The 22511-nt window shown below is 43.9% G+C and carries 30 protein-coding genes and 2 pseudogenes; 1 reads left to right on the top strand and 31 read right to left on the bottom strand.

Translation table 11 applies throughout. From position 1 onward, the window contains the following. Window positions 1-3: 3 nt before the first annotated feature. The 30 genes and pseudogenes from rplO to HMPREF1254_RS05260 form a co-directional block, all read right to left on the bottom strand. Window positions 4-450, bottom strand: a complete 447-nt coding sequence (rplO, locus tag HMPREF1254_RS05405) for a 50S ribosomal protein L15 (RefSeq protein ID WP_023057686.1) — start codon at window positions 448-450, stop codon at window positions 4-6. 22 nt (window positions 451-472) lie between these two features. Then, window positions 473-649 (bottom strand): 50S ribosomal protein L30, encoded by a 177-nt coding sequence (rpmD, locus tag HMPREF1254_RS05400; RefSeq protein WP_023057720.1) that lies wholly within the window; start codon window positions 647-649, stop codon window positions 473-475. A 12-nt stretch (window positions 650-661) separates the two neighbouring features. Next, window positions 662-1174: a 30S ribosomal protein S5 gene (gene rpsE / locus HMPREF1254_RS05395; protein ID WP_036879483.1), complete on the bottom strand. Its 513-nt coding sequence runs from the start codon at window positions 1172-1174 to the stop codon at window positions 662-664. A 6-nt stretch (window positions 1175-1180) separates the two neighbouring features. Then, window positions 1181-1525 (bottom strand): 50S ribosomal protein L18, encoded by a 345-nt coding sequence (rplR, locus tag HMPREF1254_RS05390; RefSeq protein ID WP_023057632.1) that lies wholly within the window; start codon window positions 1523-1525, stop codon window positions 1181-1183. A gap of 18 nt (window positions 1526-1543) precedes the next feature. Beyond that, window positions 1544-2116: a 50S ribosomal protein L6 gene (gene rplF, locus HMPREF1254_RS05385; RefSeq protein WP_023057669.1), complete on the bottom strand. Its 573-nt coding sequence runs from the start codon at window positions 2114-2116 to the stop codon at window positions 1544-1546. 14 nt (window positions 2117-2130) lie between these two features. Further along, window positions 2131-2526, bottom strand: coding sequence for a 30S ribosomal protein S8 (gene rpsH / locus HMPREF1254_RS05380; protein ID WP_023057706.1), 396 nt, complete (start codon window positions 2524-2526; stop codon window positions 2131-2133). 86 nt (window positions 2527-2612) lie between these two features. Then, complete coding sequence (rpsN, locus tag HMPREF1254_RS05375) at window positions 2613-2915, bottom strand: 30S ribosomal protein S14 (protein WP_023057674.1); 303 nt, start codon at window positions 2913-2915, stop codon at window positions 2613-2615. Window positions 2916-2921: 6 nt separating this feature from the next. Beyond that, window positions 2922-3476: a 50S ribosomal protein L5 gene (gene rplE, locus HMPREF1254_RS05370; protein ID WP_004350183.1), complete on the bottom strand. Its 555-nt coding sequence runs from the start codon at window positions 3474-3476 to the stop codon at window positions 2922-2924. Between the two features lies 1 nt (window position 3477). After that, window positions 3478-3795 carry a 50S ribosomal protein L24 gene (rplX, locus tag HMPREF1254_RS05365; protein WP_023057633.1) on the bottom strand — a complete coding sequence of 106 codons (318 nt, stop codon included), beginning with the start codon at window positions 3793-3795 and terminating at the stop codon, window positions 3478-3480. Between the two features lie 19 nt (window positions 3796-3814). Next, window positions 3815-4180, bottom strand: a complete 366-nt coding sequence (rplN, locus tag HMPREF1254_RS05360; protein ID WP_023057652.1) for a 50S ribosomal protein L14 — start codon at window positions 4178-4180, stop codon at window positions 3815-3817. A gap of 2 nt (window positions 4181-4182) precedes the next feature. Then, complete coding sequence (gene rpsQ / locus HMPREF1254_RS05355; RefSeq protein WP_036874578.1) at window positions 4183-4449, bottom strand: 30S ribosomal protein S17; 267 nt, start codon at window positions 4447-4449, stop codon at window positions 4183-4185. Between the two features lie 2 nt (window positions 4450-4451). After that, window positions 4452-4646 carry a 50S ribosomal protein L29 gene (gene rpmC / locus HMPREF1254_RS05350; protein ID WP_023057693.1) on the bottom strand — a complete coding sequence of 65 codons (195 nt, stop codon included), beginning with the start codon at window positions 4644-4646 and terminating at the stop codon, window positions 4452-4454. A 3-nt stretch (window positions 4647-4649) separates the two neighbouring features. Next, complete coding sequence (rplP, locus tag HMPREF1254_RS05345) at window positions 4650-5078, bottom strand: 50S ribosomal protein L16 (protein WP_004350174.1); 429 nt, start codon at window positions 5076-5078, stop codon at window positions 4650-4652. 14 nt (window positions 5079-5092) lie between these two features. Further along, window positions 5093-5824: a 30S ribosomal protein S3 gene (gene rpsC, locus HMPREF1254_RS05340; RefSeq protein WP_023057653.1), complete on the bottom strand. Its 732-nt coding sequence runs from the start codon at window positions 5822-5824 to the stop codon at window positions 5093-5095. An 8-nt stretch (window positions 5825-5832) separates the two neighbouring features. Beyond that, on the bottom strand, window positions 5833-6237 hold the full coding sequence (rplV, locus tag HMPREF1254_RS05335) for a 50S ribosomal protein L22 (protein ID WP_004350170.1): 405 nt from the start codon (window positions 6235-6237) through the stop codon (window positions 5833-5835). Between the two features lie 34 nt (window positions 6238-6271). Then, entirely contained in the window at window positions 6272-6538 is a 267-nt protein-coding gene (rpsS, locus tag HMPREF1254_RS05330; protein ID WP_023057705.1) for a 30S ribosomal protein S19, read from the bottom strand. A 22-nt stretch (window positions 6539-6560) separates the two neighbouring features. Continuing rightward, a complete protein-coding gene (rplB, locus tag HMPREF1254_RS05325; protein WP_023057679.1) occupies window positions 6561-7385 on the bottom strand; it encodes a 50S ribosomal protein L2 in 825 nt (274 codons plus the stop codon). Between the two features lie 8 nt (window positions 7386-7393). Continuing rightward, a complete protein-coding gene (rplW, locus tag HMPREF1254_RS05320) occupies window positions 7394-7738 on the bottom strand; it encodes a 50S ribosomal protein L23 (RefSeq protein WP_023057690.1) in 345 nt (114 codons plus the stop codon). A gap of 15 nt (window positions 7739-7753) precedes the next feature. Then, entirely contained in the window at window positions 7754-8383 is a 630-nt protein-coding gene (gene rplD, locus HMPREF1254_RS05315) for a 50S ribosomal protein L4 (RefSeq protein ID WP_023057685.1), read from the bottom strand. Next, complete coding sequence (rplC, locus tag HMPREF1254_RS05310; RefSeq protein ID WP_023057671.1) at window positions 8383-8997, bottom strand: 50S ribosomal protein L3; 615 nt, start codon at window positions 8995-8997, stop codon at window positions 8383-8385. Before rplC ends, rplD begins: the two co-directional genes overlap by 1 nt. 124 nt (window positions 8998-9121) lie before the next feature. Beyond that, window positions 9122-9427, bottom strand: a complete 306-nt coding sequence (rpsJ, locus tag HMPREF1254_RS05305; protein WP_004350159.1) for a 30S ribosomal protein S10 — start codon at window positions 9425-9427, stop codon at window positions 9122-9124. A gap of 93 nt (window positions 9428-9520) precedes the next feature. After that, window positions 9521-11635, bottom strand: a complete 2115-nt coding sequence (gene fusA, locus HMPREF1254_RS05300) for an elongation factor G (protein WP_023057634.1) — start codon at window positions 11633-11635, stop codon at window positions 9521-9523. Between the two features lie 23 nt (window positions 11636-11658). Next, a complete protein-coding gene (gene rpsG, locus HMPREF1254_RS05295; protein WP_023057662.1) occupies window positions 11659-12135 on the bottom strand; it encodes a 30S ribosomal protein S7 in 477 nt (158 codons plus the stop codon). 253 nt (window positions 12136-12388) lie between these two features. Beyond that, on the bottom strand, window positions 12389-12772 hold the full coding sequence (gene rpsL / locus HMPREF1254_RS05290; RefSeq protein ID WP_004350155.1) for a 30S ribosomal protein S12: 384 nt from the start codon (window positions 12770-12772) through the stop codon (window positions 12389-12391). Window positions 12773-13124: 352 nt separating this feature from the next. Beyond that, window positions 13125-13268: pseudogene (locus HMPREF1254_RS12305) on the bottom strand (IS982 family transposase); the annotation flags it as partial. Further along, window positions 13261-13716 carry a PKD domain-containing protein gene (locus HMPREF1254_RS05285; protein ID WP_231385811.1) on the bottom strand — a complete coding sequence of 152 codons (456 nt, stop codon included), beginning with the start codon at window positions 13714-13716 and terminating at the stop codon, window positions 13261-13263. The gene HMPREF1254_RS05285 and the pseudogene HMPREF1254_RS12305, both read right to left, overlap by 8 nt. 333 nt (window positions 13717-14049) lie before the next feature. Continuing rightward, window positions 14050-14268 (bottom strand): hypothetical protein, encoded by a 219-nt coding sequence (locus tag HMPREF1254_RS05280; protein WP_023057680.1) that lies wholly within the window; start codon window positions 14266-14268, stop codon window positions 14050-14052. Continuing rightward, the gene (locus HMPREF1254_RS11715) at window positions 14268-14702 is read right to left on the bottom strand and encodes a TNT domain-containing protein (RefSeq protein WP_081699043.1); all 435 of its coding nucleotides are present in this window, start codon (window positions 14700-14702) and stop codon (window positions 14268-14270) included. The genes HMPREF1254_RS05280 and HMPREF1254_RS11715 overlap by 1 nt, the downstream gene beginning before the upstream one ends. 694 nt (window positions 14703-15396) lie before the next feature. Then, window positions 15397-15711, bottom strand: coding sequence for a hypothetical protein (locus HMPREF1254_RS05265; RefSeq protein ID WP_023057640.1), 315 nt, complete (start codon window positions 15709-15711; stop codon window positions 15397-15399). A gap of 55 nt (window positions 15712-15766) precedes the next feature. Then, window positions 15767-16293, bottom strand: a pseudogene (locus HMPREF1254_RS05260) (IS30 family transposase); the annotation flags it as partial. 642 nt (window positions 16294-16935) lie between these two features. On the opposite strand from HMPREF1254_RS05260, the gene HMPREF1254_RS05255 reads away from it, so the two are divergent. Beyond that, on the top strand, window positions 16936-18375 hold the full coding sequence (locus HMPREF1254_RS05255; protein WP_023057698.1) for a C69 family dipeptidase: 1440 nt from the start codon (window positions 16936-16938) through the stop codon (window positions 18373-18375). Between the two features lie 132 nt (window positions 18376-18507). On the opposite strand, the gene HMPREF1254_RS05250 is transcribed toward HMPREF1254_RS05255, so the two are convergent. Continuing rightward, window positions 18508-22386: a TIM-barrel domain-containing protein gene (locus tag HMPREF1254_RS05250; RefSeq protein WP_036879572.1), complete on the bottom strand. Its 3879-nt coding sequence runs from the start codon at window positions 22384-22386 to the stop codon at window positions 18508-18510. Window positions 22387-22511: the final 125 nt, after the last annotated feature.

Below are 22511 nucleotides of genomic sequence, written 5' to 3'. Positions count from 1 at the left end.
TACTTAGATTATAGTTGTGTTACCACCTACTGCCTTAATTGCCTCTTCAGCAGTTTTTGAGAATGCATTTGCTTCAACGTCAATTTTAGCTGTCAGTTCACCGTTGCCTAAGATTTTTACAAGCTTCTTGCCATTGGTTAGGCCAGCTGCCACCAACTCGGCGATTCCAATCTTGGCAAGGTTCTTTTCTTCTGCTAACGTCTGGAGTGTCGACAAATTCACTGCAAAATATTCCTTACGATTGATATTTTTGAAGCCACCTTTAGGTACACGGCGCTGAAGTGGCATCTGACCACCTTCAAATCCAACCTTCTTTTTATAACCAGAACGAGATTTTGCTCCTTTGTGTCCACGAGTAGAAGTTCCGCCAAGTCCAGAACCTGGACCACGACCAATACGACGACGTGAATGAGTAGAGCCTTCTGCTGGTTTCAAATTATATAATTTCATGATTTTACTTCTTAAAAGATTACTATTCAACGACGGTAACTAAATGATGTACCTTCCGAATCATACCACGCATACTTGGCGTATCCTCTACTTCAACAATCTGAGAGATTTTATGAAGTCCCAATGCCAGCAGCGTTTTCTTCTGGTCCACAGGAGCACCAATTTTGCTTTTGATTTGTTTTACTTTTATTGTTGCCATTATTCAGTTTCCTTATCCGTTAAATACCTTATTCATATCGATACCACGTGCACCTGCAATGGTGTATGCATCACGAACCTGACTCAACGCTAAGATCGTAGCTTTTACCAAGTTGTGAGGGTTAGAAGATCCCTTTGACTTAGCCAAGACGTCTGTAATACCAACACTGTCCAACACTGCGCGCATTGCACCGCCGGCAACCAATCCTGTACCAGCTGCAGCCGGGCGCAAGAATACTCGTGCACCGCTATAACGTGCTTCTATCTCATGAGGAATCGTACCTTTCAATACCGGAACCTTCACCAAATTTTTCTTGGCTGCTTCAGTGCCCTTGGCTATGGCAGATGTTACTTCACCAGCCTTACCAAGTCCGTAACCAATAATTCCGTTGCCATCACCTACAACGACAATAGCAGCAAAAGTGAATGTTCGACCACCTTTTGTCACTTTTGTAACACGGTTGATTGCAACCAAACGATCTTTTAATTCTACGTCGCTATTTATTTTTACTTTATTCATTGCCATAACCGTTTAAAAATTAAGTCCGCCCTTACGAGCAGCATCAGCCAACTCTTTAACACGACCATGGTAGAGATAACCATTACGGTCAAAAACAACAGCTTCTATTCCAGCTGCTTGTGCCTTTTGTGCGATGAGTTCTCCAACCTTCTGGGCCTGCTCATCCTTTGGCATTTTTTCCAAGCCTAAAGAGGACGCAGAAGCAAGAGTTGTACCAGTTATATCATTTATTACCTGAGCGTAAATCTGTTTATTAGAGCGGAAAACACTTAGACGTGGGCGCTCAGCTGTTCCGTTTACATTCTTACGAATACGGAACTTTATCTTCATTCGTCTTTTTTCTTTCTTTGTTGTCATAATCGTAAAAAATTAAAATTACTTAGCCGCAGCTGTCTTTCCAGACTTTCTACGAATAACCTCTCCCTTGAAGAGGATACCTTTTCCCTTGTAAGGCTCAGGCATACGGAAAGAACGAATTTTAGCACAAATGAGACCTAACAGTTGCTTATCGCACGACTCAAGCGTAATAAGCGGATTTTGGTTTCTTTCTGACTTCGTTTCAACCTTCACTTCACTAGGAAGCTGGATAAAGATTGGGTGAGTATATCCGAGAGAGAACTCTACAAGATTACCTTGATTGGATACACGGAAACCAACACCGATAAGCTCGAGTGTCTTGCTATAGCCTTCGCTTACACCAACAACCATATTGTTGACTAAAGAACGATACAAACCATGATAAGCTTGTTTTTGCTTATAGTCTACCGGACTTTTCTCATCTACCTCAAAGGTAATTTGTCCATCACTAATGTATGGCTTGATCGAAGGATTAATCTCCTGAGTCAATTCGCCTTTGGGTCCCTTGACAGTAAAGACATTAGTCTTCTCGTCGAAATTCACAGTTACTCCTGCTGGAATACTAATTGGCAATTTTCCTATTCTTGACATATTCTAACCTCCAATTAATATACATAGCAAAGAACCTCACCGCCTATTTTTTGTGCAGTAGCTTCCTTGTCAGTCATTACACCCTGAGACGTAGATAATATGGCAATACCTAGTCCGTTAATTACTCTCGGCATGTCTTTATAACCGGTATACTGGCGCAAACCGGGTGTAGACACTCGCTTCAATTTCTTGATAGCGTTCTGCTTTGTAGTAGGATCATACTTCAAAGCAACTTTAATTGTTCCCTGAGGACCATCTTCAATGAACTTATAGTTCAAGATGTATCCCTTCTCGAAAAGGATCTTAGTAATCTCCTTTTTCAAGTTAGACGCAGGAATCTCAACGACACGGTGATGTGCCATAATCGCATTTCTGAGTCTTGTCAGATAATCTGCTATTGGATCTGTCATTTTATAAAAGTTTAATTAATCGGGACTACCCCGACAATATTAAATTAGCATCGAATTGATGTATGGTGTCAGTAATGTGTTACCAATTACCAACTTGCCTTCTTAACGCCAGGAATCAATCCTTGCGAAGCCATTTCTCTAAACTGAATACGAGAAAGGCCGAATTGGCGGATATATCCTTTTGGACGTCCCGTAACCTTGCAACGGTTATGAAGGCGGATAGGATTCGCGTTCTTAGGAATTGACTGCAATTTACGAGCTGCCTCGTAAGCTTCTGCAGGATCCTCGGATGTTGCAACAACCTTTTTAAGAGCTGCGCGCTTTTCTGCGTAGCGAGCCACAAGCTTCGCACGCTTAATTTCGCGAGCTTTCATTGATTCTTTTGCCATATTCTTTTAATCGTTTTTTGCGTTCTTAAATGGAAGGCCGAAACCTTTGAGCAAAGCGTATCCCTCTTCATCAGTCTTGGCAGACGTGACAAAAGTGATGTTCATACCCTGTATACGATCGATCGCGTCGATATTGATTTCCGGGAAGATGATTTGCTCTTCAATACCCAGCGTATAATTACCGCGTCCATCAAACTTACTTTCAATTCCTTTGAAGTCACGAATACGAGGTAAAGCCACACGTACGAGTTTTTCCAAGAACTCATACATACGCTCGCGACGTAAGGTTACCATCACACCGATCGGCATTTTCTTACGAAGTTTGAAGTTTGCAATATCTTTCTTAGAATAGGTCGTAACGGCTTTCTGACCGGTAATTGATGAAATCTCATTCACTGCAACGTCAATAATCTTCTTGTCCTCAGTTGCATTACCAAGTCCTTGATTGATGACGATTTTTTTGAGAACGGGAACCTCCATTGTTGAAGAGTAGTGAAACTGTTCTTTCAATGCTGGAGCGATTTTCTCTTTATAAGTTTTCTTAAATTGCGCTGTATCCATATTATTTGATTTCCTCCCCTGATTTTTTGGCGATTCGTATCACTTTCTTTCCATCTCTTTTGATAGAAATACGAGTAGCTTTGCCACTCTTTGGGTCAATTAAACTCAAATTAGAAATATGTATAGGTGCTTCCTGCCTTACAATGCCTCCTTGGGGAGTCTTAGCCGAAGGCTTTGTGCTCCTGGCTACTACATTCACTCCCTCAACAATGGCGCGTTCCTTGTCGACCAACACTTTGAGCACCTTTCCAGTCTTGCCTTTATCCGAACCGGACAGTACAATCACTGTATCGTCTTTCTTTATATGTAACTTACTCATTTGCTTGTTATTTTAATAATTAAAGAACCTCTGGTGCCAAAGAAACCACTTTCATGTTTATTGCACGCAGCTCGCGAGCAACAGGACCGAAGATACGGCTTCCTCTTATCTCCCCAGCATTATTCAACAAAACACAAGCATTGTCATCGAAACGAATGTATGAACCATCCGGACGACGAATCTCTTTCTTTGTACGAACGACTAAAGCCTTAGATACTGCACCTTTTTTCAAATCGCTTGATGGGATTACGTTTTTCACTGAAACAACGATAATGTCTCCCACACTTGCATAACGGCGACCGGTACCACCGAGAACACGGATGCAAAGAGCCTCACGTGCGCCGCTGTTATCACATACTGTAAGTTTTGATTCTGCCTGTATCATAATTACTTAGCTTTTTCTACTATTTGAACTAATCTCCATCTCTTTGTTTTCGACAAAGGACGTGTCTCCATAATGAGTACTGTATCACCTACATTAGCCTCATTCTTTTCATCATGCACATGGTATTTTTTTGTCTTCTGAACAAACTTACCATATATAGGGTGTTTCTCTTTGAACTTTGCAGCAATGACGATAGTCTTATCCATGCTGTTGCTAACAACGACACCCTGTCTAACTTTTCTTAAATTTCTTGTTTCCATCTGAACCATTGTTATTTTTTAAGTTCCCTCTGCTGCAGTTCAGTTTTCATACGAGCGATGTCACGACGAGCAACCTTAATCTGAGATGGATTCTCCAGTGGAGACACAGCATGATTTAGCTTCATCTGACTGTAAGCTGCCTCAGCGTTCTCTAGCTTCTCTCGCAAGTCTTTTTCAGCGAGTCCTTTTAATTCTGTCATCTTCATAGCTTAAGCGTTTTTATCGTAATCACGTCGTACAACAAACTTTGTCTTCACAGGCAACTTCTGAGCAGCCAAGCGCAATGCCTCTTTAGCTACATCAAAACTTACACCTTCTACTTCAAAGAGGATACGTCCCGGTGTAACCGGAGCCACCCATCCCATGGGATCACCCTTACCTTTACCCATACGGACATCGGCAGGCTTACGAGTGATTGGTTTGTCCGGAAAGATTCGAATCCAGACTTGTCCTTCACGCTGCATGTAACGGTTAACTGCTACACGTGCAGCTTCTATCTGTCGGCTATCGATCCATTTGGGTTCAAGCGTCTTGATACCGAACGAACCGAAAACGAGCTGTGTTCCTCTATGGGCGTTTCCTTTGTTTCCACGTCCATCTTGAGGTCTTCTATATTTTACTCTTTTTGGCTGTAACATGATAACTTTTTCTTTTAACGGTTATTGTTTCTTCTACGATTACCGCGACCACTGTTACGGCCACCGTTTGGACGACCAGTATTAGTCTTATCCTGTGTGAAGTTTGGTGTCAATTCTTGCTTACCATAAACTTCTCCACGACAAATCCAAACTTTGATGCCGAGCAAGCCTACTTTCGTAAGCGCCTCTGTCTGGCAGTAATCGATGTCAGCACGGAATGTATGCAATGGTGTACGACCTTCTTTGTACATTTCCTTGCGTGCCATTTCTGCACCATTCAAACGTCCAGAAATTTGAACCTTGATACCCTCTGCACCAGCACGCATCGTATTTTGTATGGCCATCTTGATAGCACGGCGGTAAGCGATTTTACCTTCTACTTGGCGAGCGATATTGTTTCCTACAATGTTGGCATCGAGTTCAGGCTTCTTTACCTCAAAAATATTGATTTGAATATCTTTATGGAAAAGATTCTTCAATTCCTCCTTGAGTTTATCTACATCTTGACCTCCTTTACCAATGACGATACCAGGTCTTGCTGTACAAATAGTAATGGTAACGAGCTTCAAGGTACGTTCAATGACGATGCGTGAAAGGCTTGCCTTAGCCAAACGCTCGTTAAGATACTTGCGGATTTTCCTGTCTTCTACAAGGTTGTCTCCGAAGTCCTTACCACCGAACCAATTTGAATCCCAACCACGGATAATTCCAAGTCGATTGCTTATTGGATTAACTTTCTGTCCCATTCTATTTATTATTTTTCGTCATTAGTTTTGGCATCAACAAACAAAGTAACATGGTTACTACGCTTACGAATTCTGTACCCACGGCCTTGCGGTGCCGGTCTCATACGCTTCATCGTAACACCTTCATCTACGAAGACACGGCTGACGAACAACTCTCCATCTTCAGCCTTACGATCATTCTTAGCTTCCCAGTTAGCAATTGCAGAAAGAAGTAACTTCTCTATATCTTGAGCAGCTTGCTTTTTTGAGAATCTCAATACTCCGAGAGCGCGGTTAACTTCCATACCTCGGATCATGTCTACTACATAGCGCATTTTCCGGGGTGATGAAGGAACACCTTTGAGCTTTGCGAAGTATAAATTTTTGCGGGCTTCTTTTAATTTTTCAGCCGCTATATGCTTTCTTGCTCCCATTATTAATTTTTACTTTTTAAATGGTTTGTCCCTATTATTTCTTGTTACCGGCGTGGCCACCAAAACGACGAGTTGGAGAGAACTCTCCTAACTTATGTCCTACCATGTTTTCTGTAACGTAAACAGGGATAAATTTATTTCCGTTATGGACTGCAACAGTGTGACCCACGAAATCAGGGGAAATCATTGAAGCTCTTGCCCATGTTTTAACAACGCTCTTCTTTCCACTCTCATTCATAGCGAGAATTTTCTTTTCCAGAGCTACGTTGATATACGGACCTTTCTTAAGTGAACGACTCATATTTTACTCTTAGTTTACTTGATTATTTGTTAGCTCTTTCAATAATGTACTTGTTAGAATGCTTCTTAGGTGCACGAGTCTTGAGGCCCTTAGCATACAAGCCCTTGCGTGAACGTGGATGTCCACCACTCTGACGGCCTTCACCACCACCCATTGGGTGATCAACAGGGTTCATCACTACACCACGGTTGTGTGGGCGACGACCTAACCAGCGTGAACGACCAGCCTTACCAGACTGTTCCAATGCATGGTCAGAGTTGCCAACACTACCTACCGTAGCCTTACAAGCACTCAATATCTGACGAGTTTCGCCAGAAGGGAGCTTAATCACACAATAACTGCCCTCACGAGAAGTCAACTGAGCAAAATTACCAGCCGAACGAACGAGCAACGCACCCTGACCTGGACGCAATTCAATGTTGTGAATCACTGTACCAACAGGAATGTTTGCTAAAGGAAGTGCATTACCAACCTCAGGCGCAGCATCAGCACCAGACATCAGCGTAGCGCCTACCTGTAGTCCATTAGGAGCAATAATGTAACGTTTTTCACCATCTGCATAAAACAACAAAGCGATACGAGCCGAACGGTTTGGATCGTATTCGATTGTTTTTACTACAGCTGGAACACCATCTTTCTCACGCTTGAAATCGATAAAACGAAGTTTTCTTCTATGACCTCCACCTATGTAGCGGACAGTCATTTTTCCGGTGTTGTTTCGACCACCAGAAGAGCGTTTACCGTAAACGAGAGACTTCTCTGGCACGGATGCAGTAATATCCTCGAACGTGCCAATAACCTTGTGTCTTTGTCCCGGAGTTACCGGTTTAAATTTACGTACTGCCATTTTTTATTTTAAATATTGCTGTAAAAATCAATTGTATCGCCCTCTTTCAGAGTGACGATTGCTTTCTTGAACGCAGCTTTCTGTCCCTTCACAAGTCCAGCGCGAGTATAGCGACTTGAACGCTTACCTGCGTAGCGAGCTGTGTTCACATTTATTACTGTAACGTTGTACAGACTTTCAATCTCTTTCTTAATTTGGAGCTTATCGGCTTCTGGACGAACGATGAAACCATACTTCAGTTCTGCAACCTTAGTGCGGCTCTCGCCTTTCACCTTATAAGTTTTTTCAATAGAAGACTTGTCTGTAATCTTAGTCATCTTCTCAGTGACCAGTGGTTTAATGATAATTGCCATTTTCTATTGTCTCCTTTATTTAATTAAGATATTGTCGATCACCTTCAACGAGTTTTCTGTCACAACAAGAACATCTGCATTCAAAACTTTATAAGTATTGAGTGTAGATGCCGTCATCACTTCTGCTTGTTGCAGATTACGAGCCGACAAATATACATTTTTATTTGCTTCTGGCAAAACCAGGAGCGACTTCTTACCCTCGACTTTAAGATTTTTTGCAATATTTACGAAATCTTTAGTCTTTGGGGCATCCAAAGTAAAGTCTTCCACGATAACGATTGCGTTCTCCTGTGCTTTGTATGACAAAGCTGATTTACGAGCAAGATTCTTTACTTTTTTATTCAATTTAAAGCGATAGTCACGTGGTTTTGGACCAAACACGCGTGCGCCACCAACAAGTACAGGCGAGTTGATATCACCGCGACGTGCCCCGCCACCACCTTTCTGGCGACCAAGTTTGCGAGTAGAACCACTCATCTCACTTCTCTCTTTCGCCTTGGCTGTTCCTTGACGCTGATTTGCAAGATACTGCTTTACATCAAGATATAGCACATGGTCGTTTGGCTCTATTCCGAAGATAGCTTCGTTCAACGTAACCTTTCTTCCAGTTTCCTGACCATTGATATTTAATACGCTAACTTCCATTATTTCTCAATTAAAACAGTTGAACCATTGCATCCAGCAAACGAGCCCTTGACAATCAAGAGGTTCTTCTCTGGAATCACTTTTAACACTCTCAGATTCTGAGTTGTGACTCTGTCACCACCCATCTGGCCGCCCATGCGCATACCTTTAAACACTTTAGCTGGATAAGAACATGCACCAATAGAACCCGGCTTGCGAGCTCGGTCATCCTGACCGTGTGTACGCTGACCTACGCCGCCGAATCCGTGACGCTTAACTACGCCCTGGAAGCCTTTACCTTTTGAGGTGCCTATTACGTCAACGAATTCTGTATCGTTAAACAACTCAACAGTAATAGTGTCACCCAGGTTATACTCCCCATCAAATTTGAACTCGACCAAGTGCTTTTTAGGTGTTGTGCCGGCTTTTTTGAAGGTTCCCAACAAAGGTTTGGTTGTTCTCTTTTCCTTTGCTTCTCCGAAACCTAATTGAAGAGCCTTGTAACCATCGGTTTCCACTGTTTTGACCTGGGTTACAACACAAGGACCAGCTTCGATAACAGTGCACGGTATATTTTTACCGTCGGCACTGAAAACGGATGTCATTCCGATTTTTCTTCCAATTAATCCTGGCATTTCAATAAAATTATTAGTTTATGAGTTTTTTAGTTTTTAAGTTCTTTAGTTGACGAGTGGACGAGTAGATACTTCTCAAATCAATTACTCATGCTCCCCTACAAAAAACTTTTCATACGTTAATTTACACCTTGATTTCTACCTCAACACCACTGGGCAAATCCAACTTCATCAAAGCATCAACTGTCTTGGCTGATGAGCTATAGATATCTATCAAACGCTTGAAGTTTGAGAGTTGAAACTGCTCACGTGCTTTCTTATTCACGAAAGTACTGCGGTTCACGGTGAAAATTCTCTTGTGAGTAGGCAATGGAATAGGACCACTGACAATAGCACCTGTTGCTTTTACTGCCTTCACAATTTTCTCAGCTGATTTGTCAACCAACTGGTGGTCGTAAGACTTCAGCTTAATTCTGATTTTTTGACTCATCTTTGATATTTGTTAGTTATTTATTAAGAGGAGAGAGATACACATCTTAAGAGTCATACGCTAAGATGTGATTCTCTTTCCTTATATTCTTTTTTAAAGAAGATCTGCCTTACCATTAACTTCCTCAAGCACTGTCTTCGCGATAGAGGTAGAAACAGGTGCATGATGATCATATTCCATCGAACTAGTTGCACGTCCTGATGTGATGGTACGCAAAGCAGTTACATAACCAAACATCTCGGCCAATGGCACCATTGCTTTAACGATACGAGCACCACTGCGCGCTTCATCCATGCCTTGTACAAGACCGCGACGCTTATTCAAGTCGCCAATCACGTCACCCATGTTCTCTTCTGGTGTCACTACTTCCACTTTCATGATAGGCTCCATCAAAACAGGACCAGCCTTCGGGCAAGCATTCTTAAATGCATTATGTGCAGCAAGCTCGAAAGACAATTGGTCAGAGTCAACAGGGTGGAAAGAACCATCCGTCAATGTAACCTTTAAGCCCGTAACAGGGAAGCCACCCAAGACACCATTCTTCAGGCAATCTTGGAAACCCTTCTGTACAGAAGGAATGAATTCCTTTGGCACGTTACCACCTTTAACCTCGTTAACAAACTGCAAGTCGCCTTCGGTATAATCCTCATCCTTGGGACCAACAGTAACGATAATGTCGGCGAATTTACCACGACCACCACTCTGTTTCTTGTAAACTTCACGCAAGGTTACATCCTTGGTGATAGCCTCCTTATAGTTAACCTGTGGCTTGCCCTGGTTACATTCAACCTTAAATTCACGTTTCAAACGGTCAATGATGATATCCAAGTGCAACTCACCCATACCAGAGATAATCGTCTGACCACTCTGCTCGTCGGTACGAACTGTAAACGTTGGGTCTTCCTCTGCCAACTTGGCCAAACCGTTATCCAGCTTAGCAATATCTGCCTGGCTCTTTGGCTCAACGGCTATGGAAATCACGGTGTCGGGGAATGTCATGGATTCCAGCACGATAGGATGCTCCTCGTCACACAAGGTGTCACCCGTGCGAATATCCTTGAATCCAACACCGGCTCCGATATCACCCGCGTCGATCGAATCCATCGGAATTTCCTTATGAGAATCCATCTGGAACAGACGGCTGATACGCTCTTTCTTACCCGTACGCGGATTGTAGACATACGAGCCCGCGGTAACTTTTCCGGAATACACGCGGAAGAACACCAAACGTCCCATGAACGGGTCTGTCGCAATCTTGAACGCCAAAGCGGCTGTCGGCTCATCCTCGGAAGGCTTACGGTCTTCATCCTCATCAGTGTCGGGATTGGTACCCACAATCGCCTCCGTGTCCAGAGGTGATGGCAAGAATGCACAAATGTAATCCAATAATGGCTGAACACCCTTGTTCTTATAGGATGATCCCAGTACCATAGGAGTCAGCTCCATGGCACAAGTTCCTTTACGGATTGCCTTGATCAACTGCATCTCATCGATTTCCTGACCCTCGAGATATTTCTCCATCAAGTCATCGTCAAAACTTGCAGCAGAATCTAACAATTTATCTCTCCACTCGTTCGCTTCGTCTACCAACTCTGCTGGGATATCCGTAACGTCGTATTCAGCACCCATAGTTTCGTCGTGCCAATACATCGCCTTCATTTTAATAAGGTCAACTACACCCTTGAAGTTTTCTTCAGCACCGATTGGTATCTGAATTGGACAAGGGTTGGCACCCAAGATGTCCCTCATCTGCTGAACTGTCTCGAAGAAGTTTGCACCTGAACGGTCCATCTTGTTCACATATCCGATGCGCGGTACATTATATTTATCAGCCTGACGCCACACTGTTTCCGACTGTGGCTGTACACCATCGGCTGCAGAATAGGTTGCTACTGCACCGTCGAGCACACGCAAAGAACGTTCTACCTCAGCGGTAAAGTCGACGTGTCCCGGAGTATCAATCAGGTTAATCTTGAAAGCTTTCCCTAAATATTTCCAGGTACAGGTTGTCGCAGCAGAAGTAATGGTAATACCACGCTCCTGTTCCTGGGCCATCCAGTCCATAGTAGCTGCTCCATCATGCACCTCACCAATCTTATGAGTCTTTCCTGTATAGAACAAGATACGCTCAGAAGTTGTTGTTTTACCGGCATCGATGTGGGCCATGATACCTATGTTACGTGTTAAATGTAAATCGCGATTTGCCATTGTCTTTTTACCTTATTATATCATTAAAATCTGAAGTGTGCGAATGCGCGGTTTGCCTCAGCCATACGGTGCATATCTTCTTTACGCTTATAAGCGCCACCCTGATTGTTAAAGGCATCCATAATCTCTGCTGCGAGCTTATCTGCCATGCTCTTTCCACCACGCTTACGTGCGTACTGTATCAAGTTCTTCATCGATACACTCTGCTTACGATCAGGACGGATTTCCGTTGGCACCTGGAATGTGGCACCACCGATACGACGGCTCTTCACCTCCACTTGCGGTGTAATGTTATCCAACGCCTGCTTCCAAATTTCCAATGGAGACTTCTCTTCATTGCCCATCTTAGCCTTAACGGTATCCAGAGCTTTGTAGAAGATTTCGTACGCTGTATTTTTCTTTCCATCGTACATCAAGTGATTGACAAACTTAGATACATTTTTGTCATTGAAGACTGGATCTGGCAAGATCACACGCTTCTTTGGTTTTGCTTTTCTCATTTTTACTTAATAAAAAATTGTGTCTGCGGAGGCTGTTATTGTTTTGATCTTCAACACCCACTCTTGAGCATTTACTCAACCTTGATAATAATTCTCCAGCAAAACGATAAATATTATTTTAATGGGATAAAGAAAAGATTCCAAGTCACTGGGCTCTTGAGCCATTTTCCAATCTCCGGTTCTGAAGTCATGTATCATCTACATTCTTACCAACCACAGAACCCGCTGATTTAGAATCTTTCTTGCGTTCAGCTTACTTCTTAGCTGCCTTAGGGCGCTTCGCTCCATATTTAGAACGTCGCTGCGTGCGGTTTGCAACGCCGGCGGTATCCAATGTTCCGCGAACGATGTGGTAACGAACACCAGGAAGATCTTTCACACGACCGCCACGAACCAGCACGATACTGTGCTCTTGCAAGTTGTGTCCTTCTCCTGGGATGTAAGAGTTTACTTCCTTCTGGTTGGTCAAACGAACACGGGCGACCTTACGCATCGCCGAATTAGGCTTCTTTGGAGTGGTTGTATACACGCGCACACAAACGCCACGACGCTGAGGACAGTTGTCCAAAGCTGGCGACTTGCTTGAGCTTTCAATCACCCGTCTGCCTTTTCTTACTAACTGTGAAATAGTAGGCATAATTTTACTTTTTAATTTTATATATTATTTTGTATATTATCGAAGCGATATCGAAAGAGGACACAATATCCCCTTTAGTGAATTGGATACAATGAACCTTTTCGGGCTGCAAAGGTACAAATAATAATTAAAACTCGTACAAAATAATAAGTTCAATTTTTCACGAGCTTAAAAATTTAACAAAATATAGCATTCATTTTGATAATTTACACCGAAAACGAATGTATATCAACAACACTTATCGTTCGTGAAGAGCGCGAAAAGAATCTGTAAAACGTACTCTCGCGTATTATATTTTATACCCCAATTCGGATTCATCCCGACCTTATTCTGACAAGTTAAGGGTAATGTTCATTGTTGAGTCAACAAATGTAACACCTGCACATCTTCCAAATGCACACAGATTAAGAAAGAACATAAGAGGGAAAAACACCCTACATTCAAGTTCAACAAAACGGTTGTAAGAAACAGCGTTAGAGAAGTACGACTTAAAAGTCGGCTTGAATAGGAGGTTGTAGGGTTAGCGTCTTAGTACGTTCCTCGTATTTACTGCCATTGAATACTCTTAAGTGAATCTTATGCTCACCACCGTCCGCAAAGGTTATTGTTCCCGGATGTTGTTGGTTGGATGTAGAGGGGATGCCACCTTCAAAAGTCCACTCATATTGGCTTCCGCCTTTGCTTTTGTTGATGATGGAAACAGTTCCCGGAGCAATATCATTGATTGCCACGGTAAAATCAAAGTCTATCGTCATGGCGGCGTCAACTCTGAGGGTCTGCTGACTTGTCCTTTCCTCTACAGCATTCCAGACTCGTAAGGTAATTTTGTGCTCACCTGCCTGAGTGAATATAACCTTTCCTGGGCTTTTGTCTGTAGAACTACAAGGCTGTCCTCCTCCAAATATCCAGTCACACTCATCAGCCCCATAACTCTCATTTTTCAATTGGATAGTTACAGGTGAGGTCTTATCTTCTGATGTCTCAATGGTGAATGCCGATTAGATAGGAACAGCAGTCTCCTTGAGACAGGAAGAGCCTAAACACGTTAACAGAAGGAGTCGTATAACTCTACTAAGCATATTATTTTTCTTCGTATTTCCGCACTCCCAATAATACAATCATAGTTTTGGGTCCTCTTGAATTATCGCCAGCAAGAAGTCCAAAGTAGAACACGTATTTACACATTATAATAACAAAAGGCGTTATCATTTCATCTGCAATTTCCATTCTATACGATATATACCCCGTTTTAGCATATATGTTTTTTTTAAGAAACTTTAGTTTGTTTGCAATAGAATCGATTTTTTTTTAATTGGAACTCCTTTGTTGTTAGGATATGTCAATCCAAAAGCAACAAACTTCTCAGATTTATTTTCTTTATATATATATATATGCTCTACGGTGTCGTGAATTTTTATACAAACAAAATCTTCTCGATGAAAAATTTGTGGTTGATTTAACTCTAAAACACTCTTTTCGTTTATTGAAATTTCCATCACTTTATTTTCTTTAAATTGCGAATTTCTATTTTCCCCTCCTTGATCAGTTCTTCAATACCTTCAGAGAACATAATTTGACTACCTTGTCCTGGTTGATTAAACCAAGGTATAATAGAACCTTGCTCTACAGAAATATCTTCCAGAACAACAAGATCATAGAATTCTGCATAATCAGTTTCATCACCTCTTAAGGCCCGACCTTTAAAAGAAAACATAGTACCGTCAGACCTTTTAGGAGAGGCGAATCTTCCTCTATGAGCCCCATAACTCTCGTTTCTCAAATGGATGGTTACAGGGGAGGTCTTATCTTCTGATGATTCGATTGAGAATGCAGACTCGATAGGAACAGCAGTCTCTTTTAGGCAGGATGACAGTAATGTGGTAAATAACAATATTGCTATTGAGCGATATGGAACATTACACTTTTTCATATTTCATTACCTTTTTGTATTCTCGTTCGCCTTTTAGATAAGTTTAAATTCATCCAAGGAACAACTTTTTGCACAAATTTCTCAATATTTTTCATCAATCTCCATATGATTTTTCTTGATTCCTAATTCCTTGCATTTTTTAATATAGAAGTCTTTTATATCTTTGAAGTCCTGATAAGTTCTATCTCTTTTAACAAGATCTACAAACATATGAAATCCATAACCTGTATCATTAATTATAATGCTATAGAATCCTGTCCCATTTTCACGTTTGCAAAATGCAATATTCCCCAATTCGTCCTTGAAATGATTTCTCCAATCATTGTGTTATCCCAATGGCTATATAATGGAACATATTGATTTCCTTCTTTAAAGTTGCGAGTCAGATATTTTGTTTCTCGATAATAACGTACAGAATATACATTGTAAAAATGTAATGCGTCTAAGGTAATATGCCTCCAAAATGATTCTTCAAGGCATTTCTTAACATTATTCTCTAAATATGGAACATTAGATAAAAGTACTATCAGATGCCTTGAGCTTTTCCCAACGTTGGACGTGTCGGCCTCTAAAACATAATATCCTGTTGGAATAGTAAATATATCACTTCTAAAGTGATAACTTATGACTATTCCGAAGCAGCAAAAAAACATATTTACTATTATAATTTTATATTTAGTTTTATTTATCAACATTACTTCAATAGATTTTCAAAGTCAATTTCTTTCGATATCATAATCACAAACGGTTTGTATCCTCTCATGTATTGGAAGATAAACCATGAACAGAAACCGTCAGCAGCTTCTTGAAAGATAATATCACTTGGTCCTGATGGTAATAATTCATACCCTCTTTCATCGCGAGGACGTGTTATATTGCTAAGTATTTCACCAATGCCATTGGTTTTATCTCTGACTTTTTCCATAGAGCCAAATTTCTCAACATCGTCTATATCTAATTCGAAATGATCAAAGATGTCAAATCTCAATTTAGTCCAATATTTTTTCATAGCGGCATCGTATCTATAATTTAACAATGCGCAGAGTCAACCAGCAAGTGCAAAATTACAAAACGTGTTTAAAGAACTCTCGTTTTGGTGTAGAAAAGTTTAATTTTTCTCTCGGCCTTTCGTTCAGTTTCTTTTGTATAGACATTATTCTCTTGTCTGTATAACGCTCAAACGAATCCTTTTTCGGTATATATTGTCTGATTAGCTTATTTGTATTGTCCTTATGTGCCGCAAATTCAGGCCCGTTGTCTGTTGTAATGGTCTTCAGGCAGTCCTTGTATGGCCGCAGCTGTTTCCTAACTACCTTTGCCAGAGGCTTTGACTGTTTGGCAGTTTCTGCATAAGCAGCATACTGGTAGACTTCTCCACCAGCGTGAGTATGGCGTGCTGGTCAGGGTCTACGATTAAGTCCATCTCAAAATCTCCGAATCTCTTCCCGTCAACTTCCTTACTTCTTTCATGGATACTCACCCTGTCCTTGATTGGAAGATATCTGCCCTTGGGACGAAGCCTATACTTCATCTTATGCCTTGTGTGCTTGGCAAGCTCCCCTGTTGTGTCATTGTGGATGATGTTATAGATGTAGCCATCGTTACCCGCATGTGTTAATGAACCTTTCGTTTGTTAAATCGATTCGTTTTCTTTGACAAAACAAAATTGAGAAATAGATAAATCAGGGAGATGTTTTAGGTGTTGAAAGTCTTAAAATCATCATCTTTTACTACATTCACACAGAACAAATCGGCAATATGCATGCTTTTTCCTTGCAATAGGTATGCTCTTGCCGCGTAATGTGCACGCTTTTATGTCCCAATTTGCATCCTATAGCAGGCCTTTTTGTACAAAAAGAAGGTATTTCCCCTTCAATCTACTTCTCCTTTTCATGGTGTTTTAGATTTTCAAATCGAATAACAATCTAATTATCAACAAAATAACAAAACGCCTCTATATTTCGCATATTTTCAATGTATGAGCAAGTTGGTTAAAAAAACGTCCGGTATTTGTGTTAAAAAGTTGTTGCAGCGGAAGCCATTTCACCGAAGAACGTTTCGATTGATAGGCTACAAACACCAACCAAAATCATTATATAAAGGAGTCGTATGGTTCTGTAAAATTTACTACCCTATCGATACATCATCCAAAAATTATTCATAAATTTGCAAATGGCGGGGTCTAATACCGCGCAACATCATATTTCTAACCATCATATCACATAAAACGAGTATGAGACAAAAAAAACATCAGGTAAGCGAATTACCATCAGAGTGTACTACCATCATAGTAGGAAGAGAGATGACAGCCGACGGTTCCATGATTGTAGCCCGTTCAGAAGACTGGGATGCCATGGAAGCCAAAAACTACGAACTGTACGAAGATACGAAAGAAGGACCGAAAGAATTTATCGCTCTGGACAGTCCGTTCCGCTGTGAACTGCCCAAAGAAGCATTGGGGTACAGCGCATTGGCACCCTTCAACCTACCGCACCACTGGGGAAGCGCAGGATTCAACACCGCCGGCGTGGGCATGAGTGCGACTGAAAGTATCTTCAGCAGCGATGAGGTGTTAAAACATGACCCTTTGGTAGAAACGGGTTTGGCCGAAAATGCCGTATTCAATATTGTACTGCCTTACGTTCACACCGCACGCGAGGGCGTGGAGCGCTTGGGCATGCTCATTGAGAAACATGGTATCGCAGAAGGTTTCGGCATCGGATTCGTAGACGCACAAGAAATATGGTACTTGGAAACGGCCTGCGGACATCGGTGGTTGGCTTGCAGAATGCCGAAAGAGCAATATTTCGTCACGGGCAACCAGAGCCGTTTCCGCCAGTACGACCCATGCGACAAAGAGAACTATTTGGCATCCGCCGACTTGATTGAGTTTGCCGAGAAACATGGATTACACGACCCGAAGAAGGGCGAATTTGATTTCCACGCGTCGTATGCGCGCGACATAAAACTCGACACCACCTATAACTATCCGCGCGTATGGGGCCTGCAGCAGATGTTCTCGCCGGCCGTTAAAAATGACGTAACCAAAAACACATTCCCCGTTTACGCCAAGGCCGAGAAACCTATCAGCATAACAGACTTGCGCACGGCGTTCCGTTTCCACTACGACAATACCGAACACGACCCCTATCTACATAGCAACCCCAAAGAGCCTTACCGCCCGGTATCTATCTTCAGGACCACGCAGACGCACATCCTGCAGGTGCGTCCCGAACTGCCTCAGGCCATTGGCTGCGTCGCATACGTTGCCATGGGCATGGCCGACCTCGGCTTGTTCCTGCCGCTGTATCAGGGCATCAGCTCATATCCGGTTGAATACACGCAGGGAACCGACCAGTCGAGTGCCGATTCTGCTTATTGGAAATTCCGTAAGGTGATGGTGCTGGGCATGGTGAACTACAACAAATACGCACCCATGATTAAAGAGACGTACCGCAAATTTGAGGAGGAAACCGACCAACGGCAGCGTGAAATGGAAGAAGAGTATTTGCGTATATACAAAACACAGCCGTTACGTGCTAAAGACATGCTGCAAGAATTTTCTGACAAGGTGCTGACGCGCGCACTATGCGTGGCCGACAAGTTGCAAGAGCGGTTGTTCACAGAACTCACCAAAGACATTCAAGCCGAATATCTGTTCCACGGTGCTTGATTGAACCGCGAGGTTTATTTGAACCATAAATAAAAACCTGATGAAACCAAAAGATATGTCTTACCATAAGACAGAAGAATTGGTTTCATCAGGTTTTTCTCGTGGGTCACCACCCCACCGTTCCATCCGCAGTTAGAAGTTGCTCACGCCCAAGTTGCGGTCAACCAACATGCCGTCGCGCATCTTCAGGTTCAGCTTGCCCGACTTCTTCGCATGGAACTTGATGATGAAGAGCTTGGGGTCGCCCTCATCCAGCAAGAAGTTGTTGCCACGATTGACAAAGGTGGGATACAAGGCCTTCTGTCCGTTGGTATGCAGGCGGTCGTAGGTGAGGTTTACCATTTCTTTCATGCCCTGCAAGGTAACGCCGCGATATTCCAGTTCATCAGCATTGTAAGGCAATGCGAAACTCAGCGCATTGACAAAATGCAGGTTCTTGCCCACCACCTGTATTTCAATGTCATCGCCAGCCTTGAACGTTTTTGGCGCAATCAGTTCCAACGAGCCACGCACCTGATCGTTGCGCTGGCTCGCACCGCCGTCCAACTCAACACCCACGCACGAAATGTCATAAGCGTCAATGAGGCCGTTGTGGTTGATGTCGCCAATTGACACATAATCATAATCAGCGTCACCACGGCGCAATCCCGTATAGTTCATGTACGATGTCAGGTCGTTTTCGTCAATACGCTTGTCACGATTGATGTCGCCCTGTATCTCACCTTCGGTGTTTGGTTTTCTAAACACATACATCTCGGCACCGCTGCCGAAGCCGCCTACCGCCTCTTCAAAACGAAACTTGACGTATCTTGCTTTGGGATGACCAGTGAAAGCTATGCACTTCTCATCCGCATTGCGCTGCCATGTAAACGCTATGGGTGCGGTCCAGGTTTGCCGGTCGGCAGACAATGCCCATGTTCCTTTTAAGATAGTACCGTTACCCGCATCGGTACGCGGAACGTAACACAGATGGTCTAGCTGATGAACCGCGCGCAAATCAACAATCATATCAAACGGCAAGACCTTGTTGTTGTCCCAAGCCGTATGCCAAATGGTCTTCACGTCACGGTCGAAGAGTTTCGCCGTACCTTCTCCCGTCTGCGCCGGAACCGACGTCTGTGCGCGCAGTTCTTTCACAGCCCATTCCAAAGGGTCGCTGACCGTGCTCAAAGAGAACGGCTGCCAATCACTCTTTCCGGCGGCATTCACTGCGCGCACACGGAAATCGTAGGAGGTTAAAGGCTGCAAATCGTCAATGGTACACTGAGGTGTGCGCAGTGTAGAATAAAGTTGGCCGTCAAACTCCAATTCATAATAATCCGCACCTTTCACCTCGTTCCACGCAGGTGTGAGCTGATAAGCCAGTTCCTTACTTCGCTGCTGATTGAAAGTAGGTGCGGCAAGTGGGCCATGTTGATGTAGCAACGCTTCGGCAGGCTGGAAGCAGAAACCCTTCACGACAAGCTCCGTCGCATGTTCTGTGACATTGTTCTTGGCCAAGCGTACATACACCTGTGGGTTTTTAATCACTTCGCCCACCGACTCTTCGCCCGCCTTGACCCATTGGTTCAGGTCAGGTCGCTCGTTGTAAAACCACACGTTCTCACCCTGCTCAAATTCTTTTTGACTGAACACCTGCTTGAGCTTGGTCTTGCGATTGCCCACCTTTGCCCATAGTTTCTTAGGCATCTGTGTGACATTGAGCTTAAAGTCGGTTTGTTTCTCCGGCTCAAATCCCTGATAACCGCCCGTCGTCTTCTCCACTTGCACGGTCAACATGCCTTTCTTCACCTGGGTAGATATCTTAGTATTCACCCCCTCCCCTTTCAAGTAAGCCTGCGTCTTGCCGTCGTCATCATATTCATGACCCACACATCCGTTCATGGCGTAAACCTCGTACGCCCGGTAATCACGACGTATCTCGCTGGGATTGTTGTTGGCGTGCGTGTAAGGAATGATGACGTCGGCCTTTACGAACAGCGGCAGTTTCCACAGTGGTGCATCAAACTGGTTGATGATGCGTCCGCCCGTATAGCGCTGGCCCGTGAAATAATCTATCCACGTTCCATGTGGCAGATAAATATAGTCGCGCACGTCGTTACCCTCTTTGTCGGCATGCGTGTCTTTATAAACAGGTGCTACCAAGAAAGCGTCGCCAAACATATACTGGTATTGCGTGCGATGACCCAGTGTGTAAGCGTTGCGCTCTTCCATAAACATGGGGCGCATCATGGGCTTTCCCGTCACGGCATCATGGGCAGTGGTGTAAATATAGGGTATGAGCTGCGACTTGAGCTTCAACGACCATCTGTTGAGAGCCACCGATTTACCGCCTAATATATGCGGATATTTAGGATTTGAACCCCAACCGTCCATGTTCAGAGCCATTGGGGTAAACGTTTTCCACTGAAACTCGCGCACGTTCACAGGTACGTTGCGTCCGCCGAAAATACCATCCACGTCGCTTGTTACATTCGGTTGCCCGGATAGGCCAGACCCAATGAAGGTAGGAATGTGAAAACGAATGTACTCCCAGTCGCCTCCTGTCTGGTCGCCTGTCCACACGCCCGCGTATCGTTGCGTGCCGGCCCAACCGTCTAACGTGATGATGAAGGGACGCGCATTGTCACCATAACGGGGCATGATGGCGCCGACATCCGCCACGCCGTTCAGGCCAAAGCTGTAACCCCAGCCCACCCAGGCGACGTCTGTTTTGAGCACGCGCACCCCAGCATCTCTCACTTCTTTGACGATGTCTCGTTGCAAAAGTGCCTCTACACCGTCTTTGGGATGCAAGTCGCTCTGCGTCCACAGCCCGATTTCCACCCCTTTCGAGCGCGCATAGTCGCCAAACATTTTCAGGTTGGCGATGTTACCGTCGAGCGTGGCGGTTTGTCCATATCCTGCTCCGTAGCCGTCATTGGGCAGGAACCATCCTAACGGCATGTCGTGCTTAACATACCGGTCGATGGCGGCGCGAGCCGAAAACAGATAGTTGTTTTTCTCTCCATTCAAACTCTCTTTCACGCCGCCGTTGTCTTTTTGGCTTTCCGTATATTCCTTTCCGTCTTCAAAGGTCATCACGCCGCGTCCCTTCTTCACCTCTTTCCAATAGTCGCGGTTGTAGGCATTAAGGTGGCCTTCATAGAAGCCAAACTTAGGCAGTAGCACGGGATGCCCCGTGAGCTGATAAAAATCGTTGAGCAAGGCCGTGGGCGCGCTGTCTACCATGAAGAAGCAGTCCAGATGACGCGTATCATGCTGCAAAAGCACCTTTGAAGGATCGGTCGCACCAAAGTCGTAGCTGCCCGGCTTGAACGTGTGCCACATCACGCCATATCCCTTAGTGCTCCAATAGAATGGCGTGGGCGATGCCACACCGCCGTCTACCCAGTTGTTGGTATTCTCGATGGCAATCTTCTTTCCCTTGTGAGAGAATCGTCCGTTTTGCACACCGCCGCCATAAAAATATTCATCGGGCCGGCTTGTCAACTGCAGCTTAACCTTGTCTTTCTCGATGATGGGTGCGGAGAGCGTGCGCGCCACCACTTGCCCCGTACGCAAGTCGGTCAGGGCCATCGCGCCTTGTTGCTTGCTCAACGCCACCTGCAATGAGGAAGTAGTGAGGAGATAGTTGTCGCCCAGCAGCTTCAAGTCAACGGCTCCTACTGCCCGCCGTGGTTGTGCTACAAGGATATCTGCCTGAGGCTTTGCCTGAGGATTGTGCATCGGCAGACCGATACTGTCCTGGTAAAGCCTGAAGATGTTGGGCGCATAAAAGTCGACTGTAATTTGCTGGTTGGTAGCGAGCGTGAACACTGCGGCATGATCGTTGAGCATGCGCGCGCCGGTAACGAGGGCTCGAGCCGGCGATGACAGCTCAACGCCCATGGCAGACGTGACACCTGCACGATTCATCATCGCATGATTGCTTGCTACAGCCGGATTTACCATCCATGTAGACAGTGACGCAAACGTGGTGAGTGCAAGAATACCAAAAGATTGTTTCATAGTTTATCGATAACTTGTTAGTGAAATAATAGTTTAAGCCGAAAGGCCATCAAACTTGTTTGAATGGCTGAGGCGCAGCCTATCTTTTTACAAAGTTACAAAATACGAAAAACGTACAAAAGTGG

Origin of the sequence: Prevotella sp. BV3P1 (assembly GCF_000479005.1) — a bacterium.
In the GTDB taxonomy this organism is placed as follows: Bacteria; Bacteroidota; Bacteroidia; order Bacteroidales; family Bacteroidaceae; genus Prevotella.
The sequence above is the reverse complement of the archived record's forward strand: the minus strand, read 5'-3'. Positions and strand labels throughout refer to the sequence as shown.

Coding starts and splice junctions, on each gene's coding strand:
- rplW (WP_023057690.1), bottom strand. CDS start 7,738: ATGGCAATTATCATTAAACCACTGGTCACTGAGAAGATGACTAAGATT.
- rpsN (WP_023057674.1), bottom strand. CDS start 2,915: ATGGCAAAAGAATCAATGAAAGCTCGCGAAATTAAGCGTGCGAAGCTT.
- rpsC (WP_023057653.1), bottom strand. CDS start 5,824: ATGGGACAGAAAGTTAATCCAATAAGCAATCGACTTGGAATTATCCGT.
- rplP (WP_004350174.1), bottom strand. CDS start 5,078: ATGTTACAGCCAAAAAGAGTAAAATATAGAAGACCTCAAGATGGACGT.
- rplD (WP_023057685.1), bottom strand. CDS start 8,383: ATGGAAGTTAGCGTATTAAATATCAATGGTCAGGAAACTGGAAGAAAG.
- rplV (WP_004350170.1), bottom strand. CDS start 6,237: ATGGGAGCAAGAAAGCATATAGCGGCTGAAAAATTAAAAGAAGCCCGC.
- HMPREF1254_RS11715 (WP_081699043.1), bottom strand. CDS start 14,702: ATGAAAAAGTGTAATGTTCCATATCGCTCAATAGCAATATTGTTATTT.
- HMPREF1254_RS05250 (WP_036879572.1), bottom strand. CDS start 22,386: ATGAAACAATCTTTTGGTATTCTTGCACTCACCACGTTTGCGTCACTG.
- rpmD (WP_023057720.1), bottom strand. CDS start 649: ATGGCAACAATAAAAGTAAAACAAATCAAAAGCAAAATTGGTGCTCCT.
- rpsJ (WP_004350159.1), bottom strand. CDS start 9,427: ATGAGTCAAAAAATCAGAATTAAGCTGAAGTCTTACGACCACCAGTTG.
- HMPREF1254_RS05265 (WP_023057640.1), bottom strand. CDS start 15,711: ATGAAAAAATATTGGACTAAATTGAGATTTGACATCTTTGATCATTTC.
- rplC (WP_023057671.1), bottom strand. CDS start 8,997: ATGCCAGGATTAATTGGAAGAAAAATCGGAATGACATCCGTTTTCAGT.
- rplO (WP_023057686.1), bottom strand. CDS start 450: ATGAAATTATATAATTTGAAACCAGCAGAAGGCTCTACTCATTCACGT.
- rpmC (WP_023057693.1), bottom strand. CDS start 4,646: ATGAAGATGACAGAATTAAAAGGACTCGCTGAAAAAGACTTGCGAGAG.
- rplR (WP_023057632.1), bottom strand. CDS start 1,525: ATGACAACAAAGAAAGAAAAAAGACGAATGAAGATAAAGTTCCGTATT.
- rpsQ (WP_036874578.1), bottom strand. CDS start 4,449: ATGGTTCAGATGGAAACAAGAAATTTAAGAAAAGTTAGACAGGGTGTC.
- rplX (WP_023057633.1), bottom strand. CDS start 3,795: ATGAGTAAGTTACATATAAAGAAAGACGATACAGTGATTGTACTGTCC.
- rpsL (WP_004350155.1), bottom strand. CDS start 12,772: ATGCCTACTATTTCACAGTTAGTAAGAAAAGGCAGACGGGTGATTGAA.
- fusA (WP_023057634.1), bottom strand. CDS start 11,635: ATGGCAAATCGCGATTTACATTTAACACGTAACATAGGTATCATGGCC.
- HMPREF1254_RS05255 (WP_023057698.1), top strand. CDS start 16,936: ATGAGACAAAAAAAACATCAGGTAAGCGAATTACCATCAGAGTGTACT.
- rpsH (WP_023057706.1), bottom strand. CDS start 2,526: ATGACAGATCCAATAGCAGATTATCTGACAAGACTCAGAAATGCGATT.
- rplN (WP_023057652.1), bottom strand. CDS start 4,180: ATGATACAGGCAGAATCAAAACTTACAGTATGTGATAACAGCGGCGCA.
- rplB (WP_023057679.1), bottom strand. CDS start 7,385: ATGGCAGTACGTAAATTTAAACCGGTAACTCCGGGACAAAGACACAAG.
- rpsE (WP_036879483.1), bottom strand. CDS start 1,174: ATGGCAATGAATAAAGTAAAAATAAATAGCGACGTAGAATTAAAAGAT.
- HMPREF1254_RS05280 (WP_023057680.1), bottom strand. CDS start 14,268: ATGGAAATTTCAATAAACGAAAAGAGTGTTTTAGAGTTAAATCAACCA.
- rplE (WP_004350183.1), bottom strand. CDS start 3,476: ATGGATACAGCGCAATTTAAGAAAACTTATAAAGAGAAAATCGCTCCA.
- rpsG (WP_023057662.1), bottom strand. CDS start 12,135: ATGAGAAAAGCAAAACCAAAGAAGCGTGTGATCTTGCCAGATCCAGTC.
- rpsS (WP_023057705.1), bottom strand. CDS start 6,538: ATGAGTCGTTCACTTAAGAAAGGTCCGTATATCAACGTAGCTCTGGAA.
- rplF (WP_023057669.1), bottom strand. CDS start 2,116: ATGTCAAGAATAGGAAAATTGCCAATTAGTATTCCAGCAGGAGTAACT.